This is a genomic window from Petrimonas sulfuriphila (assembly GCA_038561985.1).
Taxonomy (GTDB): domain Bacteria; phylum Bacteroidota; class Bacteroidia; order Bacteroidales; family Dysgonomonadaceae; genus Petrimonas; species Petrimonas sulfuriphila.
Window position 1 is genome coordinate 2912510 of record CP073276.1, and the last position, 20162, is coordinate 2932671.

16 protein-coding genes are annotated in these 20162 nt (G+C 40.4%); 9 read left to right on the forward strand and 7 right to left on the reverse strand.

Features of this window, described 5'->3' with window-relative positions; translation table 11 throughout:
* The first annotated feature begins 68 nt into the window (after positions 1 to 68).
* The 8 genes from KCV26_12345 to KCV26_12380 all read left to right on the forward strand — a co-directional run bounded on the left by KCV26_12345 (position 69) and on the right by KCV26_12380 (position 9730).
* A complete protein-coding gene (locus KCV26_12345; protein ID WZX36083.1) occupies positions 69 to 2282 on the forward strand; it encodes a peptidase domain-containing ABC transporter in 2214 nt (737 codons plus the stop codon).
* 124 nt (positions 2283 to 2406) lie between these two features.
* Complete coding sequence (locus tag KCV26_12350; protein ID WZX36084.1) at positions 2407 to 2661, forward strand: TIGR04149 family rSAM-modified RiPP; 255 nt, start codon at positions 2407 to 2409, stop codon at positions 2659 to 2661.
* A 232-nt stretch (positions 2662 to 2893) separates the two neighbouring features.
* On the forward strand, positions 2894 to 4396 hold the full coding sequence (locus tag KCV26_12355; GenBank protein ID WZX36085.1) for a TlpA family protein disulfide reductase: 1503 nt from the start codon (positions 2894 to 2896) through the stop codon (positions 4394 to 4396).
* A gap of 408 nt (positions 4397 to 4804) precedes the next feature.
* A complete protein-coding gene (locus KCV26_12360; GenBank protein ID WZX38391.1) occupies positions 4805 to 6118 on the forward strand; it encodes an HlyD family efflux transporter periplasmic adaptor subunit in 1314 nt (437 codons plus the stop codon).
* A 35-nt stretch (positions 6119 to 6153) separates the two neighbouring features.
* On the forward strand, positions 6154 to 7452 hold the full coding sequence (locus KCV26_12365; GenBank protein ID WZX36086.1) for a nucleotide sugar dehydrogenase: 1299 nt from the start codon (positions 6154 to 6156) through the stop codon (positions 7450 to 7452).
* A 16-nt stretch (positions 7453 to 7468) separates the two neighbouring features.
* A complete protein-coding gene (locus tag KCV26_12370; protein ID WZX36087.1) occupies positions 7469 to 8593 on the forward strand; it encodes a DegT/DnrJ/EryC1/StrS family aminotransferase in 1125 nt (374 codons plus the stop codon).
* Positions 8593 to 9171 (forward strand): N-acetyltransferase, encoded by a 579-nt coding sequence (locus KCV26_12375; protein ID WZX36088.1) that lies wholly within the window; start codon positions 8593 to 8595, stop codon positions 9169 to 9171. Before KCV26_12370 ends, KCV26_12375 begins: the two co-directional genes overlap by 1 nt.
* A gap of 1 nt (position 9172) precedes the next feature.
* Positions 9173 to 9730 (forward strand): Gfo/Idh/MocA family oxidoreductase, encoded by a 558-nt coding sequence (locus tag KCV26_12380; protein ID WZX36089.1) that lies wholly within the window; start codon positions 9173 to 9175, stop codon positions 9728 to 9730.
* A gap of 81 nt (positions 9731 to 9811) precedes the next feature.
* Here KCV26_12380 and istB read toward each other — a convergent pair whose 3' ends face one another.
* Positions 9812 to 10564 (reverse strand): IS21-like element helper ATPase IstB, encoded by a 753-nt coding sequence (gene istB, locus KCV26_12385; protein ID WZX36090.1) that lies wholly within the window; start codon positions 10562 to 10564, stop codon positions 9812 to 9814.
* Positions 10561 to 12141: an IS21 family transposase gene (gene istA / locus KCV26_12390; protein ID WZX36091.1), complete on the reverse strand. Its 1581-nt coding sequence runs from the start codon at positions 12139 to 12141 to the stop codon at positions 10561 to 10563. The genes istB and istA overlap by 4 nt, the downstream gene beginning before the upstream one ends.
* A gap of 94 nt (positions 12142 to 12235) precedes the next feature.
* On the opposite strand from istA, the gene KCV26_12395 reads away from it, so the two are divergent.
* A complete protein-coding gene (locus tag KCV26_12395) occupies positions 12236 to 12718 on the forward strand; it encodes a hypothetical protein (GenBank protein WZX36092.1) in 483 nt (160 codons plus the stop codon).
* Between the two features lie 68 nt (positions 12719 to 12786).
* Here KCV26_12395 and KCV26_12400 read toward each other — a convergent pair whose 3' ends face one another.
* The 5 genes from KCV26_12400 to KCV26_12420 form a co-directional block, all read right to left on the reverse strand.
* Positions 12787 to 13776, reverse strand: coding sequence for a hypothetical protein (locus tag KCV26_12400; protein WZX36093.1), 990 nt, complete (start codon positions 13774 to 13776; stop codon positions 12787 to 12789).
* Entirely contained in the window at positions 13773 to 14672 is a 900-nt protein-coding gene (locus KCV26_12405) for a glycosyltransferase (GenBank protein ID WZX36094.1), read from the reverse strand. Before KCV26_12405 ends, KCV26_12400 begins: the two co-directional genes overlap by 4 nt.
* Positions 14662 to 15726 carry a glycosyltransferase gene (locus KCV26_12410; protein ID WZX36095.1) on the reverse strand — a complete coding sequence of 355 codons (1065 nt, stop codon included), beginning with the start codon at positions 15724 to 15726 and terminating at the stop codon, positions 14662 to 14664. The genes KCV26_12405 and KCV26_12410 overlap by 11 nt, the downstream gene beginning before the upstream one ends.
* A 1173-nt stretch (positions 15727 to 16899) precedes the next feature.
* Complete coding sequence (locus tag KCV26_12415; protein WZX36096.1) at positions 16900 to 19449, reverse strand: ATP-dependent Clp protease ATP-binding subunit; 2550 nt, start codon at positions 19447 to 19449, stop codon at positions 16900 to 16902.
* A gap of 107 nt (positions 19450 to 19556) precedes the next feature.
* Positions 19557 to 20129, reverse strand: a complete 573-nt coding sequence (locus tag KCV26_12420; GenBank protein ID WZX36097.1) for a uracil-DNA glycosylase family protein — start codon at positions 20127 to 20129, stop codon at positions 19557 to 19559.
* Between the last annotated feature and the right edge of the window lie 33 nt (positions 20130 to 20162).

Here is a 20162-nt window from a genome sequence, read left to right on the forward strand (position 1 = left end):
TTGTTGCAATTTAAAAATAAGACGTTTTTTATATGCTTGAACTTTGGAAATCATCAACATTGAAATTAATGAAATTAAATTTATTTACAACTTACACCCAGCTTGACGCCATGGACTGCGGCCCCACCTGCCTGCGCATGATAGCCAAACACTACGGCAGACACTACAGCCTGGAAACACTTCGTCAATATTCGTTTATTACACGTGAAGGTGTATCCATGTTGGGAATAAGCGATGCAGCGGAACATATCGGGTTTCGCACATCGGGAGTGATGATTTCATTTGAGCAGCTGGTAAAAGACGCGCCGTTACCCTGCATCGTGCATTGGAAACAGAACCACTTTGTGGTAGTTCACAACATCAAGAAGGATAAAAAAGCAGGACACCGGATTTACGTGGCGGATCCCGCGTTGGGTTTGGTAACATATGACGAAGTCGATTTCAAGAAATGCTGGTACAGTACCAAAAAAGACGAGGAGGAAAAAGGAACGGCACTGCTTTTAGAACCCGGTCCCGAGTTTTTCGACCGAGAAGACGAAAAAGAAAACCGCAACCGCAGTTTACGTTATTTCCTGCGTTACCTTGCACCCTACAAAAGCCAGTTGGTACAATTGGTGTTGGGAATGTTGGTTGTGAGTATCCTGCAACTGATTTTTCCGTTTCTTACACAATCCTTGGTGGACGTGGGTATCCGCGATGGAAACTTGGGTTTTATCACGCTCATACTGATTGCCCAGCTTGTTATCTTCGTCGCCCGCCTTTCCGTGGAGTTTATCCGGAGCTGGATATTGTTGCACATGAACACAAGGATAAACATTGCTCTTATTTCCGATTTTTTGGCTAAATTGATGAAAATGCCGCTCCGTTATTTCGACACGAAAATGACGGGAGATATCATGCAACGTATCGGCGACCACGGACGCATCGAAACGTTCCTTACGGGCAATTCCATCAGCACGCTTTTCTCGTTTGTCAACTTCTTCGTGTTCGCCTTTGTCTTGGCGTATTACAACTTGATCATCCTCGGTATCTTCCTTGCCGGAAACGCCTTGTATGTGGCTTGGATACTCTTCTTTATGAAATACCGCCGCGAGCTGGACCACAAACGTTTCGCCCAGTCGGCCGGAGAACAGAGCAACATCATCCAGCTGATTACGGGAATGCAGGAAATCAAACTGAACAATTGTGAAAAGCAAAAGCGCTGGCAATGGGAACGCATCCAGGTAAAACTGTTCAAGATCGGGATAAAGGGATTGGTTTTGGGTCAACTCCAACAGGTCGGTTCCGTGTTCTTCAGCCAGACCACCAATATCATTGTTTCGTTTATAGCTGCCAAAGCTGTTGTGGAAGGACAAATGACACTGGGAATGATGATGGCGCTGACCTACATCATCGGACAACTGTCCGCGCCGGTGGAGCAGTTTATCGGTTTCGCCCGTTCATTCCAGGATGCCCAAATCAGTTTGGAGCGGTTGAACGAAGTTCACGGCAAAGAAGACGAAGAAGAAACCATTGAAAACAAATTGACTGTATTGCCCGATAAACGCGACATTTCCATCGAAAACCTCTCATTCAGTTACGACGGCGCCGACCGTGATTATGTGTTGGATAATATCAATCTGACTATTCCTCAGGAAAAAGTAACCGCCATAGTGGGAGCTAGCGGAAGCGGAAAAACCACGTTAATAAAACTATTGTTGGGTTTTTACGAGCCCAACAAGGGAACCATCAAAGTGGGCGAGACACCGTTAAGCATAATCAATCCGCACTTGTGGCGGAGCAAATCCGGCTCGGTCATGCAGGACGGATTTATCTTTTCGGACACTATCGCACAAAACATCGGTGTAGGAAATGATTATGTTGACATAGAGAAACTTCGTCATGCCGTAACAGTTGCCAATATTCGTGATTTTATTGATTCCCTGCCTTTGGGTTACAATACCAAGATCGGAATGGAGGGAAGCGGAATAAGCCAAGGCCAGCGTCAACGCATCCTGATTGCCCGGGCCGTATATAAAAACCCGGAATTTATCTTTCTCGATGAAGCCACCAATGCTTTAGATGCCAATAACGAGAAAGAAATCATGAAACACCTACAGGAGTTTTATAAAGGGAAGACGGTAGTTGTGGTGGCACACCGATTAAGCACGGTACGCAATGCCGACAAAATAGTGGTGTTAGACCAGGGAAAAGTAGCGGAAGAAGGTGCACACCAAGAACTGACCGCTTTGCGTGGCAAATATTACGAATTGGTTAAAAACCAGTTGGAGTTGGGTAAATGAATCTCTAAAAGATAACGGAATATGGTGAATATAAGCTATAAAATTACTGCTAAATCAAAGGGTCGTAATAATTGTTAAATCAACAATTGGAAATAATCTTTGGTACAAATTTAAATTTTTACAAATGAAAAAATTAAGTAAAATTAAATTGAAGGATGCGGTTGTTCTTGAAAACCGAGAAATGAAAGCTATTTTCGGAGGATCTGGAGTATCAGGAACATGCGGTTACAGGATAGTTTACATTGATCCAGCCGAAACTGTCATCAAATGTAATCTATCTTTTCAAGAGGTAGATAATGCGATTGCTCATGCTTGGGCACTGGGTCTTGAATATAATTGGTGCTGTGACAGTTGTTCGACAACATCTTATTGCGGATAATAATGAATTATTTGGGATTGCTAAATAAATATAGAAATATAAATGGAATTACTTTAATAATTAACCATTTATACTCGATTCATCTATGGAAGTTTATCAATCCCAATTATTTAATTGATTTTCTGTGATTTTTAAACTACTTCAAAATTTACTATTTAAGTATGTTTTTAATAAATCTATTTATATATGTAAAAATTTTGAAGTAGCTCAAAATTTAAATAATAAATTACTAATGAAATATATTATATTGAAAATTTATAAACATCTTTTTCTTTTATTATTTAGTTTCTCTTTGATTATTTTATTTACAAGTTGTTTCAACAAAAACGATAAAAATATTGAAGAAAAAGAAAAAAATATTGTTCTTATTTTTAAAAATTGTCCAGATAGTATCAATTTCAAAATGCTCGATGGAAACTTAAAAATAAGAACGGAATATGATGTTTTCTACGTCAACGACTCATTATACCAAAAGTTTTATTCTATAAGGCCAAGTGTATCCGACACTCTTAGAATTAACACTAAAAGAAAACATGTTGAATTATCCCATAAATATAATGCCGTAAATGAAGCCTTGTATTTGTTTGAGAAAGGTGATACTATTATTTTTAATTACGAAGATGATAAGCCTTTTGCTGAAATAATGAATAGATCAACTAATAGACAAGAGGTAAATTATAATTTAGAAATAACAAAAGAAGACAATATTCCGATTGAAGCCTTATACAGGTATCAATACTTTAGTAACACAATCCCGAAAATTAGTAAAGAAAAATTTAGAGAATTATTAATTAGTGAACTACAAACTGAAAAGTATTTACTAGATTCTTTGCAAAAAAGGAATGTTTTGTCAATAAATAGTTTTCAATATCGTTACAACAATTTAGTATCTAAAATATATATTTCTTTTAAGAAAAATGGCCTATTACCCTTTGATAATAACTTCAACAAGTTACTTTCTGACACTGTGCTTTTTTCAGAAAATGAAGACTCTTTATTAAATTACAAAAATTACAGAGACATATTGTCTTATAAACTAAATACACGATTAAATGCTATACCGATGATTAGAGGTGAAGGCTATCAACGTCATAATTATGAAGAAAGATTTGATACCATCTTTAGCCTAGATTTCTTGACTAATAATGCCAAACGTCATTTTATGGCTTTGGAGTTAGATAAGATCTTTGAGAATGGCAATGTTTTTAGTATCGAAGAATATAATAGAAAATTCATAAATTTATTTGGCGATTCGATATTTACAAAAAAATTATTGAGAAAATACGAAATTGATTTTTCTCAAAAAAATGAACTTCTTCTTGAAGATATGAATGGTAATACTTATACTTTGCAGTCTGTATTAAATAAATATAAGGGATCTATTTTGTATATTGATTTCTGGGCAAGTTGGTGTGCTCCGTGCAGAGAAGCATTCAAATATAGCAGAAAGTTAAAATCAGAATTTAAAGATAAAAATGTTGTTTTTATATATTTGGCAAAAGATGATATTAAAAGCAATTGGCTAAAAGCTTGTAAGGATGAAAAAATCGACGCGAATAGTTACTCCATTATAAATTCAAAAACTTCTTCATACTTAAGTAAATTGAAAGTTAATACAATTCCTAGATATATAATTTACGATCCAAAGGGTAACCTTATAAATAGTAATGCCCCATCGCCTAATACTGAGGAGATTAGAATGATATTCAATAAACTAAGAAAAGATATAAATTAAAAGAATGTAAAGTTGAGAAAAATAGTATTATTTTAATTTTATAGTTAATTAGGAATTAGCGACAGCGTTTCAGTTTGTTTGAAAATGACTTTATGTTATGTATCAACTATATATTAAAAAACATTACAAATTAAAAATAGTTTTGTCCTGATTCAAGAAGTTATATCAATATTAAGTATGCTATGATACAAAGCATATGGGTTCCACGTATTTGAGGTTAATGATTTGTTTTAACAGTTAGTAAACGAAAGATTTTTGTTCTACATATATATAAAGCCATTTTTAAGTAGGTCCATAATAGGGAAAAAAGTTGTCGGAGAAGGTACACATGATTAACTTACAGTTCTGAAAGTGAAATATTACGAATTGGTAAAGAGCCTATTGAAACTTGGAAATAATACGCAAAGCATGGGTGAAAAAATTAAAAAATACAAGGAAATAGAGCTTCGCAGCGAGGAAGTCCAGGAGGTGATGAGTCAAATTCCATCGTGGATATTAAGAAGAGGAATAACTACATTGTTCACTATTGTTTTGTTATTACTTGTTGGCAGTTGGTTCTTTAAGTATCCCGATGTAATAACGGCCGAAATTACTGTAACTTCATTAGAACCTCCTGCGAGCATCATTGCCCGATCCACGGGAAAGATTGATGAAATATTCGTTAGAAACAACGAGGCGGTTGGAGCTCAAACGCCACTGGCGGTTATCCAGAATCCGGCAAACAGCGAAGATATGCTATTGCTTATCCAAACGATAAAACGATGGGAAGCATCGGACTATTCCGATGAAACGGCATTGTCCGTTTTTGCAGAAAAATCGTTTGCCTTGGGAAGCATCCAATCCGTTTATGCCGCTTTTCTCAACAGTTTGAGCGATTATCAGAATTATAAAACATTAAATTATTATCCTCAAAAAATTGCTTCACAAAAACAACAGTTGGTAACTCAAAAAGAATATTACGATCGCATCATCAAACAGGAGCCGGTCGTAAATGAACAATTCAAGACATCAAAAAGTATTTTCGAGCGCGACTCCATTCTTTTATCAAAAAACGTAATTTCGGGTAATGAATACGATTTATCTAAAAGCAGCTTTTTACAAAACAAGCAAGTGTATCTTTCCTTTAATGCATCGCTCAAACAGTCAGAATTACAGCTCATGCAAGGCGAAGAAAACCTGTTGGATCTTCAGCAACAGGCTACAGAATTGGAGCGAAAGTACCAGCTTTCGTTACAAAATGCTGCTGAAGCACTCAATGCTCAGATAAAAGAGTGGGAGCGCGATTATCTATTAGTGAGCCCCATCGACGGTTTTGTTACGCAAATGGGAATTTGGAGCAGCAATCAAAACGTAAATGTTGGTGAGACCGTTTTTACGGTTATCCCGTCCCAACAGGATACACCTAAAGGTAAAGCCATGCTTCCTGTTCAGGGCGCAGGGAAGGTCAGGATAGGGCAGCGAGCAAATGTCCGCATCAACAATTTCCCGGACCAGGAGTTTGGTTATTTAATTGGAAGAATTGAAAGCATATCAAGTGTTCCAGACGCCGAAGGATTTTACGTGGTGGAAATTCAATTCCCAAACGGGATGAAAACCAATTATGAAAAAACACTACCCATAACCCAACAGATACTGGGTACAGCTGATATTATTACTGAAGATCTACGGTTGATAGAGCGTTTTTTTATGCCGGTAAAAAAAATATTAAAGAATAGTTTATGAAGCAAAATAAAATTTTACCTCTATAAAATAACAAAGTGGACATACGGAAGAAAATCGATAACAATAAGGAAGTTATTGGGGTAGTCGGCTTGGGATATGTGGGCTTACCTTTAGCGGTGGCTTTTGCAGAAGCTGAACTGCATGTAATTGGTTTCGACAAATCTCAGGAATATGTTGATAAAATCAACCAGGGTGAAAACTATATTAAGGATATCCGTGATGCTGCGTTGAAAGAGGCGATTAGTAATGAGTTTTTAAAAGCTACAACCGATTTCTCGAAAATTAATTACTGTGATGTTTTGTTAATTTGCGTTCCGACACCGTTAGACCGTTTTAAAAAGCCCGATATGAGTTATATCGAATCGGCATGTGTCAGTATTGGGCAATACATGAAACGTGAAGTGTTCATATGCCTCGAAAGCACTACCTATCCCACCACTACCGAAACGTTCATGATGCCGATTATTGAAAAGGAATCGGGTATGAAGCACGGCAAGGATTTCTGGTTGGCATTTTCTCCCGAACGGATTGATCCGGGCAACTCTTTCTTCCATATTAAAAATATCCCGAAAGTAATTGGAGCTATCACACCGGAGGGATTGGAAATAGGAAAAAGTATTTATTCAAAAGCTATCGAAAAAATTCATACGGTAAGTTCGCCACGTGTAGCCGAAATGGTCAAGATTCTTGAAAACACCTACCGTCTGGTCAATATCAGCCTCATCAACGAATTGGCCTTGTTGGCAGGTAAAATGGATATCAATATTTGGGAAGTGATCGAAGCTGCCAAAACCAAACCATTCGGATTTCAAGCGTTTTATCCCGGGGCGGGTATCGGAGGCCATTGTATCCCGTTCGATCCGTTTTATTTAGAATATATCGCTAAGATTTATAATTTTGACTTGAGCATGATACATACTGCCGGACATATTAACATGCGGATGCCGTATTATATGTACATCAAAATCAACTCGGCGCTCAATCGGAAAAAGAAGTCAATAAACGGTAGTAGAGTCTTTTTCTTGGGCGTAGCTTACAAACCAAATATCAATGATGAACGCGAATCCCCTATTATTGAAATAATTGATGAAGTAGCAAAGAAAAACGGAATTGTTTCCTACAACGACCCGTATATCCCGCACATTACCACACACGAGGGTCATTTGTTTTCATCGGTGGAGTTGTCACCCAAGATACTCGCAAATGCCGATGTAGTGGTGGTTGCAACCAAACATGCCGTTTATGATTTCGAAATGATACGTAAACATGCAGGGTTGATTGTTGATTTGCAGAACGCATATAGTGAGGGCGGCGAAAATATTGATAAATTGTAACTTCATTTGATCGCCTATGGAAATTAAAATGTGCGACCTTATCGATCAATACAGAAAGATTCAACCGGAAGTGGATGATGCGATATCGCAGGTAATCAACAATTCCGCCTTTATCAACGGGCCTCAGATCAATGAGTTCAAAGCCAGCCTTGAACAATATACAGGTACTAAACATGTTATCCCTTGCGCCAACGGAACCGACGCACTGCAGTTGGCATTGATGGCGTTGGACCTGCAGCCGGGTGACGAAGTGATCGTCCCGGCATTTACTTATGTGGCGGCAGCCGAGGCGATTGGCCTGTTACGGTTAGTGCCGGTAATGGTGGATGTGGACTACCATTCATTTAACATCACATTGGGTAACATCGGGAAGGGACTTTCACCGAAAACCAGAGCTATCATTCCCGTTCATCTTTTTGGGCAGAGCTGTCCGATGGAAGAGATCATGAACTTCGCGCAGAAACACCGGCTGTTCGTGGTGGAAGACAACGCGCAGGCAATCGGAGCGTATTATACTTTTTCCGACGGCTCCAAAAAACAAACCGGAACCATCGGACATATCGGCTGCACTTCGTTTTTCCCGACCAAGAATTTAGGCTGTTTTGGCGATGGCGGCGCTCTGATGACTGACGATGACATTCTTGCCGAGCGTTTGCGAGCGATGACGGTACACGGGCAAATTGAGAAGTATTGCCATGAAATATTGGGATGCAACTCACGTCTGGATACCCTCCAGGCTGCCATTCTTAATGTAAAGATTCAGCATCTGGACGAATACATACAAGCCCGTCAACGTGCAGCAAGAATTTATTCCGAAGGTTTGAAGAATATAGATGGAATAACGCTTCCTGAAGAAATGTCGTACTCCACACATGTTTATCATCAATACACTCTCAAAGTAAAGGATGGTATGCGCAATGCCTTAAAAGAACATCTTTTGAAGCAGGGTATACCCTCTATGATTTATTATCCGTTGCCTCTTAACAAGCAGAACGCCTTCAAAAATATTGTTCCCACTTCTGAGCAGTTGAATGTATCAACCGAATTAGCTCAATCGGTATTGTCATTACCAATGCACACTGAACTTTCCGAAGAAGAGCAAAAGCATATCATCACATCTATTCAAACATTTTTTAAGTGATGGAGAAAGATTATTTTGCACATTCCACGGCAGTTATCGATGAAGGGTGCCAAATCGGCAAAGGAACCAAAATCTGGCACTTTTCGCATCTGATGGCCGGATGCGTGATCGGGAATAATTGCAATATCGGGCAGAATGTAGTAATCTCACCTGGTGTGATATTGGGCAACAACGTCAAGGTACAGAATAACGTATCGGTTTATACCGGAGTAACTTGCGACGATGATGTCTTTCTCGGCCCGTCGTGTGTTTTCACAAATGTGGTTAATCCCCGCAGTGCCATCAACCGCCATGGGTCGTTTGCTAAAACCCGTGTAGGGAAAGGCGCAACCATCGGCGCGAATGCCACCGTCATTTGCGGACACGACATTGGCGCTTATGCTTTCATCGGCGCGGGAGCGGTGGTTACCAAAAATGTGCCGTCTTATGCCTTATTGGTCGGCAATCCCGCCCGTCACACCGGATGGATGAGCGAATACGGGCATCGCCTGAATTTCGATGGAAATGGAATGGCGGTTTGTCCTGAAAGCGGGCAGAAATACCGAATTGAGAAAAATAATGTAACAAGAATTAAATAAAATGAGTACGATGAAACTGGCATTGGTTGGTTGCGGCAGAGTATCCGAACGCCATATTGAGGCGGTCCGGGCTGTGGAGGGTATTGATATCTCGGTGGTTTGCGACATCGATGAAAAAAAGGCGCAAACGGTTTCCGGGCAACTGTCTGTTCCTTATCTTACGGATTATAAACAGTTAAGAGATGTGGATGTGGTATCCGTGATGACGCCATCGGGAATGCACCCGCGCCATGTCATTGAAATAGCCGAACATACCAATATTCCATATATCATTTGCGAAAAACCAGTATCGCTTACACAGCGTGAACTGTATGAAATGTACGATAGGGTGAACAAGGCTGAGAAGAAATTATTGCCGGTATTTCAAAACCGCTACAACCCGCTGATTGTGTTTTTGAAAGACCTGATTGATACCTGCAAACTGGGAATGATCTATCAGTTTGTATGTAATATCTTTTGGAATCGTGACGATGATTATTTTGGAATAGACTGGCATGGGACCAAAGCTTATGATGGTGTAATTAGCAAATTTACAATGTACAAAAAATGGCAATGTTGAGTGTACAACTTTTGGCAATATCCAATGTACAGGTTTAACATTACATTAACTATCTCTTTTTTATTGTATTCAACTGTTTTTTTATTCTTTCTCAAGGAAAGTTTTCCGGTTGTCCATACGGTAACCGTTTCCCTCGAACCTGATCACCTCGCAACGATATAGCAGTCGATCCAGGATGGCTGTGGCTAACACTTCATCATCCAGTGTCTCCGCCCACTGGCTGGGTGACTTGTTAGTGGTGATGATGATCGAGCACTGCTCATGCAGGTGATTGATCAGATTGAACAGAGCCACCGCTTCACTCTTTTGCACCGGGAACATCATGATGTCATCTATGGCAATCAGGTGTGCCTTGGTGTATCGCTTGTAGGTGCTCATTGCCGATGAGATGATTTCTTTCCTGTTGAGCACGCCTATCAGGTCAGCCATGGTGGTAAAATAGGCCCTATAACCTTTCTTGATGGCATCATTGACCAGTCCCCCGGCCAGGTATGTTTTGCCCGTACCGCTTGGACCCATCAGCACCAGGTTGTATAGCTGATCGACCCAGAGCAGCTCCCTGAGCTGTGTCATCTGCCTTATGCCGATGCTGCTCGAGGCCTTGTAATCGTACTCGTCAAGCTCGTGTGCACGTGGCAGACGGGCCAGTTTAGTCCTGCGCCGGTAATCATTCAGCTGTCGCTGCTCCAGCTCTTTTACAAGCATGTTCTCCAGGAAGTCCGCGTATCCCGGTGTATCTATGCTCGCCTGGTGAAGCATCGGCTGCAAGTTTTTGCTCAGGTATCCCAAACGAAGTATGCCGGCATATTGCTTCATGTTTTCTATCTGCTTCATAGCTCCATGATTTGATCGTACCGGTTTATCTTGCTTCTCTCGGGGATGTATGCATCCGTGTCATACTGACTTGTTTGAACACCGTCATGCAACACGCTTACAACAGGCAAGGGCTTCTTCTCCCGGCGTTTTAACTCCCGGTAATGTGATGCGGCTTCTTTCAGGTAAAGGGCGTTGTGGAGCCCATTGTCGAGGCAGTAATCAAGTGCGCTGCCAACGATCTCCTCACCATATTCGCCCATCACCTCCCTTATCATTTTCAGATTGTCTCTCAGATAACGGGGCTTATACTTGTGTATCTCCTCTATGAACAGGTACAAAGTGTTGTTGCCCTTCCAGATCGATAGGACTTCCTGCTTGAAGACCTCGAGCCTGGAGTTCCGATCCCGTCGATAAGTTGTGCTGCCGATTACCTTGCCTTTTTCAAGACTGACGGGGTGCTCGGCCAGAAGGATGCCTTGCCGGTTGGAAAGCGAAAGGGTGCCATCCTTGACCTTGAGTAATACCTCCGGTCCCTTCCCGTTATAGGTGCCATATGGGACCCTGTAGAAGTTCCCCTTGTAACTGATTGTGTTATCTTTTCTCACCGTGTAGGTGGGAATCTCATCCCGGGGGATTGCCGGTGAGGGGCGAAAAAAGGAGAGATGCTCCTTTTCAATCAACCACACGTCATGGGGCAGGCGCTTCGTCGTGGCATGTTTGGTGCCGTTCGCCTTGCGCTCCAACCAGCTCAGGGCTTCCTCGTTGAGGCGATCTATATCGTGAAAGGTACGCGCGCGAAGAAAGTTGTTTTTCACGTATCCTACCACGTTCTCGACCCGGCCTTTGCTCTGGGGATCGGCCTTGCGGCAGAACTCAACGCTGATACCGCGTTCATCCCTGTAGCGACGAAAATCATCAGCCAGGAGATAATCGCCAAGGTTCTCACTTTTCAGAAACACCGAGTCCTGATCATAGAGAAGCTTCCCGGGGATACCCTCTATATACTTGAAGGCCTGCTCGTGAGCCTGGACGGCTGTTTTCCCGGTGAAGGGAGTTGTTTGGAAAAACACATATTTGTAGCGACTGCGTGACAGGACAAGGGCAAAAAAATAAACCCTGCGCCTACTGCCGTCCAAACGTCGCATCTGTGCTGTACCGAAGTCAACCTGCGCCTGGCTGCCATATGCAAACTCTTCCAGGGCTTCCGTCTGGCGGATCTTCTCCGGTACAGGGATCTTCTCCTGACGCCGCACGTGCTGGACAAAGTTGTATACAGTCTTGCTGTTCACCTTCGGCAAGTCGGCGTATTTCTCCTTCAGCCGGTCTTCTATCACTGCCGCCGGCAAACCATTGTCTATACTCAATAAGGAAAGAACGTCCGGGTAATATGGCGACAGAACAAGTTCGTATACACGTTGTTTCATTGAAAACTCATGAAACTCTTCTTCACTCATCTTCTTGTACCTGGAAACAGTTCTGCGATCAACACCCAACTTTTTTGCAATTTTACTGTCCGAATTGCCCGGATTACTGGAAAGTTCTTTAACTTCGTACCACATACGTACCTTTCTAAGGTCATGTATCTGAGTCTTCATAGTGTTTGTATTTTTGTGAATTACAAATATATGAAGACTCTTCTTTAACCCTTTTTATGTACATTGCATATTGCCAATTTCTGTACATTCAATCTTGCCGAAAATTGTACATGCGAAGTTACTGATTACAGATGGTGGCGTATTTTACACGCAAGCGAGCCATTACGTAGATATGATTTATTTTCTTTTCGGAAAAATCACAAATGCGTATGGTGTAGGAGGTCGTATGCGTAAATTTGAAGTTTATGATACTGTTTCGGCAATATGCGAACTGCAAAACGGGACTGTAGGTGCCTTAAACGCAACCGTGAGCGTGTTTCGCTCCAATTATCTTACTGAATTGACCGTTATCGGTGAAAAGGGAACCATACGGCTAAGTGGAACTAATCTTAACCGTATTGATTTTTGGGATGTAAATGATATGGAAAAACCAGATAAAGACTTCACCATTGACCATCAATACGGGAAGTGCCACGATACAATGTATGAATATATTGTACAGAAAAAGTGGGATATGTTTCCGAATTACGAGGGAGTGTTAAACGGAATACAGTTGATGGAGAGGATATCGTTTTAGAAGTTCAATGATGGAAAGTGTTCAAAATTCTCGTTGTGTATCGATTGGATATGTCCCGTTTTCTATTATTAATCACTCGAAGTCAGCATATTATCCTTATTGATACACCATTGCATAATTACCCAAGCTAAACCACCAGCATCATTACCCAGTGCTGCATTATCCGAATTAAGTTGATTTATTAATCCACTAATTCGTCGATGATTTTTTATGATGGATAATATAGTTTTGTCCACTGTTTTGGGTATGGAAATCTTTTTATCTAAAATCCATTGGGTTAGGTAGAAATTATTAGCATCCACCAATGTCATCGATTGAGGAAGATCAACAGTGGACACACATCCTTCAAGTGTCGGAATTTCATTAATTAACGTGGCCAATATATATTTTTCAGAAATACTTTTCTCTTCTTTGAAAGAAATCCTCACTATTTCAGGTAATTCTTCATATAATACACCTATTTCTTGTCGAAACATGTCATATTTCCAAAAAGTTTGACATATGTGAAAAAACCGAATTAAAGTTCTACAAGAAAAAACCGGTAATATATAAGTAATGTATTTTAAAATCAATATTTTATGAAATTGATTTACGCAATTTTCGATATGTTGCTCCCATTTACTTTTTGTAGAGGATGTCACTGAAATAAATCTATTCCATATATACAAAGCTTTTTCTGCTTCAGCACCAAGATCGTTAAAAAAATATGCTTTATTGTTCTCGCGAAAAATAATGTTATCCACTTCATCAAATATATCTTCATCAGCCTGAACAAATCCTTTTTTGATCAAATAATGGATTCCCCATACAATACCATACAACCCATCATCAAACCTTCTTTTAACGCCCTGTTTCATTTCCTGCAATATTAATTCTATCAGGATATCCGCATAATCAGTCATTTTAAGATCATTCCTATATTTTCCGTATTGGTACAAAAGGATAGCAATGCCGATTTTACCTGTCGTTAACCCATTTTGTGGGACAAGGGTACTCACTTTTGCAATTTGTTGGATTAAAAGGTCAAGAGTATAAGATATTTCCTTGTAGGAGTTCATGTTTGTTTCATTTGAAAAATATATTGATTACAATGTGCTTGCAAAAAATTCTGTAATTTTTGCTGTGAATAATATCGTGTTACTCGATTAGCTTCCAGTAGTTTATCTATCCATTGGTTAATTAATTTTTCATCAAAATGGCAATCGGCCATACCATTAATGAAAGAATTATGCAATGCTTTCTCAGATTCAGTAGGTTTGATCCTAAAAAATGAAAGTTGTTTCATGCGAATTTGCACCATAAAGAAAAACTGTTCTTTACCTTTTCTTTTTGTAATTTGTTGTTCATGCATCCGGATCTGATAAAAGATTTCATTAATATTGCTGGCCGGAAATAAGGATAATGCCCTTACCTGCCAGTCATAATCGGAAGAATAGGTATATGATTCGTTATAATATAAATCGTACTTTTGAACAAGGGCAGTTCTAACCATACATGTAGCATGGCTCGAATAACAATTACGCAAAAATAATACTTTAATAGTCTCGTAATCGGTTTCTTTATAATAAGGAAGAGGGTCATTAAGCATTTGAAATGCACTTCCGATCATCCCTAATTCTTTATTTTCTTCCAAAAAAAGATATTGTTTCTCCAAGCGCTTAGGCAAGTTTATGTCATCGGATCCAACCACGCAGAGATATTCACCCTTAGCAACTCTCATGCCGGCATTCATTGCCGGATAACATCCTCTATTTTCAGGAAAATTAATAATTTTAATGCGTTTATCGAGATAAGAATGCGCTATTTCTCTGCTGTTATCCGTCGAGCCGTCATTAACTACGATCAGTTCAAAATCGGGCAGGGTTTGAGCGAGAACGCTGTCAATACTTTCCTTAATTAAATGTCCGTAATTATAAACGGGCATGATAACTGAAACGAGAGGATTATATTTCATGATTCTCAATACTTTTAGAGGGTTTATAATCACTTAAAATATTATCGATAAAATTTGGATAGTTTCTACTGGCGTTGAAATTCTCTTCCCAGAATTTGTGTATGCCATTTCGGAAAAGAGAATTTCTCGATTTGGCTAAAAGCATTTGTAGAATTATATTTTTAACATCCTCAACCTCAAAATCTGCCTGTACCAATATCCCAACTTTAGCCGTAACTATTTCTGAACTACCTCCAACATTGGTAGCCACTATCGGAATTCCAAAACTGATAGCTTCCATTATGGAAACAGGCAAACCTTCTGTGGAAGAAAGATTGATAAAACAGTCCACCTTTTCAGTAAGATAGAACTTATATATATCCTTATTGTCTACATGTCCGAAGAACACAGCCTCAATATTTTCGGGTAGAAGTTGATCTGCCAATTTCTTTATTTCTCCAAATAAAGGGCCATCTCCAAAGTGTACCCATTTTACAGAAATATCCTTTATAAAGGCCAACGATTCTATAATTTTATCAACCCGCTTTATGTCAACTATCCTGGAACAGCTTACAAGTAGGTAAGATGGCGTCTGTTTCTCTTTTATTGAATTAATAATATTATCTATTCCCAAATAAGAAAGTTTATACTTTGTTTTGTATTTCGGGTATTTTTCGGTTATATATTTCAATCCGTGTCTTGAAATCAGATACAGTTTTGCTACATACTGTAATTGCAGTTTTCGAAAGGGAATATAACCCTCTTCTCTTCTCTCATTGTATAAATCATAGCCATGAGCGCGCGAAATGAAGTATTGTATTCTGTTTTTTGACCTTAAAATGGACAATAATGTAGCATAATGATCAAACCAGTAGGTGTAATGAATGGCATTTGTTATCTTGTTTTTTTCAAGAAAAACATATAAAGATTCTGCATAACACGATATTTTGAAAAGTAAATGTACTATGTTTTTTATATTTTTAATGCGTATAATATCACTAAGACAGTAAATAGGCCATTTACCAATATTTCCAAATATTTTAGATTTCGGATACAGTTCAAAATGAAGTTTCATTACCTTAGTATTTTCGGGCAGATGACGCTTTTTTCCGAATATCTGAAATGGAATTATATAGATTTGATTGAATGATTTTGAAAGATATTTTATTTCTGTTTCAAGAAACTGTTCTCCTAGTCCGTAAGGATAATTAAGAGTATAAAGACAAAGTGTGTTCATGCCTGTATGCTTATATGAAATTTTCTACAACATAAGCGTGTTAAATGATATCCTCCCATATTTCAACCTGAAAATAGCTCTCCATCGAATCAAATGTATCTCTGATTTCTGATCCACGAATATATTTATTTTATCTAATTTTAAAAACAAGCCAACCCATCTATGATTTTATGCTTCTCCAAATCATTATCTATTTCTCGCAAAAGCACTGGGAGATAAAGTCAACTATGCCCGCCTGATGAAAATGTTATCAATCTATTGTGATATGCCAATCAGACGCAATATCATTAGCTTTTAAGGACAACTCCTTACTATAAAAATGTTGTGTACTAACATCACTTTTTTTAGATGGAATTTTGTTTTGTAAGATTATGCCCCGTTGTTTAAACCTATTCATTTCATTATTTTATTTTTCTGATCAGTATTTCTGTTCTGTATATCATCTGTAGTCGGATATTGGAATCCTTTATAATATAGGACAAAAAGTAAGTTTATTCTTAAATCTATTCAAAATCAATCGTTAGGTTAGGTATAAAGTTGATGTAATCTTTCAATAGCAAAGATAGGATTTGAATTATTCCTGCAAAATCCGATTTTTTATCTTATTGCTTGCCAGTAAAGGTATATGTATTTAAAAAATGACAGTCAAAAAAGGTTTTTTTATTTTGACGAAAATAACACAAAACAATTAGAAAACCTATTATTTTCAGAATTATTTTTCTTTCGCATATTCGATACAAGGACAACTGTTATAGATAAAAAGCTATACAAGTTCTCCTTATTTTGATATAGTTGAATTACTTAATATATTCAGTGTTGTTTTTTATAATACACTTATTTAAAACAACAAATTTGCCGAACGACTATTCGATTCCTCCTGAGAGGCTGCTCTTTATTTCCGGAGTTCTTTGGCTGGTTTCAGGCCGTTTTCTTTAGCCATTTTCTGGGTTTGTACGCCCAGCAATTGATAAAAACGGGACAACCTGTTGGCTGCCCCGTCTCTTGTGCGGATTATTGTTCTATCTTCTCGTGCTTGGCGATTTTTATCTCGATTTTTTGTTGTTCCTTGTTGAAATCCACCACTACGGTCTCGCCTTCCTTGATGCCTGTCCGCAGGATCACTTCAGCCATTTCGTCTTCCACGTACTTCTGGATGGCACGTTTTAGCGGACGGGCTCCGAACTGTACATCATAACCTTTGTCGGCAAGAAACTCTTTGGCTTCGGTAGTGAGTTCAACGCAGTAACCCAACTCTTTGATACGCTTGTATAGTCCGTTAAGTTCCAGGTCGATAATTTTGAAGATAGAATCTTTGCTTAACTGGTCAAACATCACGATGTCGTCTACCCGATTCAAGAACTCGGGGGCAAACGCTTTGTTCAGCGCTTTTTGTATAACACTTCTCGAATATTCGGTGTCGGAGACATCGCTGTTGGTGCTGAACCCGATTCCGCGGCCGAAATCCTTTAGCTGTCGTGTCCCGATATTGGAGGTCATGATGAGGATCGTATTTTTGAAATCGATTTTACGTCCCAGGCTATCGGTGATATGCCCTTCATCCAGAATTTGCAGCAAGATGTTGAACACATCGGGGTGCGCTTTTTCTATTTCGTCAAGCAGGACAACGGAGTAGGGGCGGCGACGCACTTTTTCGGTCAACTGACCGCCTTCTTCGTACCCCACGTATCCGGGAGGCGCTCCTACCAGGCGGGAAACGTTGAACTTCTCCATATATTCGCTCATGTCTACGCGGATAAGGTTTTCGTGCGAGTCGAACAGAAACTCCGCTAGCTTTTTTGCCAGGTGTGTTTTCCCGACGCCTGTTGGTCCCAGGAACATAAACGTACCGATAGGCTTGTTGGGATCTTTCAGCCCCACGCGGTTCCGCTGGATAGCCTTCACGATCTTGTCCACGGCTTCATCCTGGCCGATGACCTGCGCTTTGAGTTCATTTTTCATTTCCAGCAAGCGTTGGCCTTCGGCCTGGGCAATCCGCTGAACAGGCACGCCCGATATCATGGCCACCACCTCGGCAATTTTTTCTTCGTCAACGATTTCCGGTTTTTCCTTTATTTCTTTTTGCCAGCGTTGCTCTTCAGCTTCCAGTGCCAGCAAAAGCTGGCGTTGTTTGTCGCGATAGCTTGCCGCCAATTCATATTTCTGGGCTTTCACCGCGTCGTTTTTCATCTGTTCCACCACTTTCAGCTCTTCCTCCATCTCTTCAATCACTTTGGGAATGGAGATGTTGGAAATATGAACACGCGCGCCGGATTCATCCAGGGCATCGATGGCCTTATCGGGAAAAGTACGGTCGGATACATACCTTTCTGTCAGCTTCACGCACGCCTCCAACGCCTCGTCGGTATAACGGACGTTGTGATGTTCTTCGTACCGCTCTTTAATGTTCCGGAGGATTTGCAAGGTCTCTTCGGGGGTGGTAGCGTCAACGATTACTTTCTGGAAACGACGTTCCAGTGCCCCGTCTTTTTCAATGTTCTTGCGATATTCATCCAGCGTGGTAGCTCCAATACACTGAATTTCACCTCGAGACAGCGCAGGTTTCAGCATGTTTGCCGCGTCCAGCGATCCGGCAGCTCCTCCGGCACCGACGATGGTGTGAATCTCGTCGATAAAGAGAATGATGTTCGGATTTTTAGACAGTTCGTTCAGTATGGCTTTGATCCGCTCTTCAAACTGGCCACGGTACTTGGTCCCGGCTACAATGGAGGCCATATCAAGCGCAATCACGCGTTTGTCGAACATGGCACGTGAAACTTTTTTCTGTACGATACGTAATGCTAGTCCATCCACGATGGCCGACTTTCCTACACCGGGATCGCCAATGAGCACGGGATTGTTTTTCTTGCGGCGGCTCAGTATCTGGGCAATGCGTTCGATTTCCTTTTCCCGTCCCACAATGGGGTCGAGGCGGTTCTCCAGGGCGGCACGGGTAATATCTGTTCCGAAATTATCAAGTACCGGTGTGTCTGAAGCCGGGCTTTTTGCCTGCGATTGTCCGCCTTGTCCTCCAGGATTGAAAGATGATTTTCCGGCCTGTTCATCGTCATCGTCGTCAGTAAAGTTCGGGCCCATTGAAGGAGAATCCGCACTGCTTTCGGCACGTGCGTCAAGTATACTTTTTACATACAGAAAAGCACTGGAATAATCGAGATGAAACTGTTGCAGGATATCGTTTATCGGAGTATTTTTCTCCTTTAGCAGCGCTAAAAGGATATGTTCCGAATCGGTTTCTGTGCTTTTGGTGAGCCTGGCTTCCAGTATGCTCATCTTTAACGTTTTTTCCGTACTTTTGTTGATGACCAATTCACGTGTTTCGTCGTACGGCTCCTGAATCTGGCGAAACCGGTCGTCGATATAGTTTTTTAAATGCTTTATGTCCACATCAAAATCCTGAAGCACCTGGATGGCCATCCCGTCCCCGTCGCGGAGAATAGCGAGCATCAAGTGTTCCGGTCCGATATAATTGTTTTGTAGTCTTTCGGCTTCTTCACGGCTGTATGCCATGATGTCCCTGACCCGTTGAGAAAAATTGTTGTCCATTTATTAACTTCCTTATCTTCTAAATAGTAGATTACAAATATAGTTTTTTATTTAGTATAATAACAAAAACAATGCCAACAAAGTTAGTTAATCCCTGGGTCCTGTGACTAAATTAATGCCGCTTTAACTCTTGTTTTGAGTTCCGGCAATACTTTTTCGGTAAACCACTTATTCTTTGCCTGCCAAATATTGTTTCGGGGTGACGGATGAGGCAACGGAAAATAATCAGGCAAGTACACGTCGAAAAGCAAGATGGTTTCCGTCAGGGTGGCTTTGGCTGTATCCCGAAGGTAGTATTGCTGCGCGTACCTGCCTACAAGCAAAATAAGCCTAACGTCCTTCATCGCATCCAACAACTTGCTATGCCACAACGGAGCACATTCGGGCCGCGGAGGCAGATCGCCCGATTTGCCCCTGCCCGGATAACAAAAACCCATCGGCATCAGGGCAAATTTTTCGGGATCGTAAAAGGTGGCCTTGTCAACGCCCATCCATTCACGCAAATTATCGCCGCTTTTATCGTTCCAGGGAACTCCTGTTTCGTGGACAATTCGGCCCGGTGCCTGTCCGATAACCACAATTCTGCTTTTGCTGTGTGCCGCAATTACTGGTTTGGGGCCTAAGGGAAGGAATGCTTCACAGACTTTACAGTTCCGTATTTCGCGTAACAATTCATTCATTTCCTTGATCAGTTCCGGAAAATCACAACGGTA

Coding starts and splice junctions, on each gene's coding strand:
- KCV26_12345 (WZX36083.1), top strand. CDS start 69: ATGAAATTAAATTTATTTACAACTTACACCCAGCTTGACGCCATGGAC.
- KCV26_12350 (WZX36084.1), top strand. CDS start 2,407: ATGAAAAAATTAAGTAAAATTAAATTGAAGGATGCGGTTGTTCTTGAA.
- KCV26_12355 (WZX36085.1), top strand. CDS start 2,894: ATGAAATATATTATATTGAAAATTTATAAACATCTTTTTCTTTTATTA.
- KCV26_12360 (WZX38391.1), top strand. CDS start 4,805: ATGGGTGAAAAAATTAAAAAATACAAGGAAATAGAGCTTCGCAGCGAG.
- KCV26_12370 (WZX36087.1), top strand. CDS start 7,469: ATGGAAATTAAAATGTGCGACCTTATCGATCAATACAGAAAGATTCAA.
- KCV26_12375 (WZX36088.1), top strand. CDS start 8,593: ATGGAGAAAGATTATTTTGCACATTCCACGGCAGTTATCGATGAAGGG.
- KCV26_12380 (WZX36089.1), top strand. CDS start 9,173: ATGAGTACGATGAAACTGGCATTGGTTGGTTGCGGCAGAGTATCCGAA.
- istB (WZX36090.1), bottom strand. CDS start 10,564: ATGAAGCAGATAGAAAACATGAAGCAATATGCCGGCATACTTCGTTTG.
- istA (WZX36091.1), bottom strand. CDS start 12,141: ATGAAGACTCAGATACATGACCTTAGAAAGGTACGTATGTGGTACGAA.
- KCV26_12400 (WZX36093.1), bottom strand. CDS start 13,776: ATGAACTCCTACAAGGAAATATCTTATACTCTTGACCTTTTAATCCAA.
- KCV26_12405 (WZX36094.1), bottom strand. CDS start 14,672: ATGAAATATAATCCTCTCGTTTCAGTTATCATGCCCGTTTATAATTAC.
- KCV26_12410 (WZX36095.1), bottom strand. CDS start 15,726: ATGAAACTTCATTTTGAACTGTATCCGAAATCTAAAATATTTGGAAAT.
- KCV26_12415 (WZX36096.1), bottom strand. CDS start 19,449: ATGGACAACAATTTTTCTCAACGGGTCAGGGACATCATGGCATACAGC.
- KCV26_12420 (WZX36097.1), bottom strand. CDS start 20,129: ATGAATGAATTGTTACGCGAAATACGGAACTGTAAAGTCTGTGAAGCA.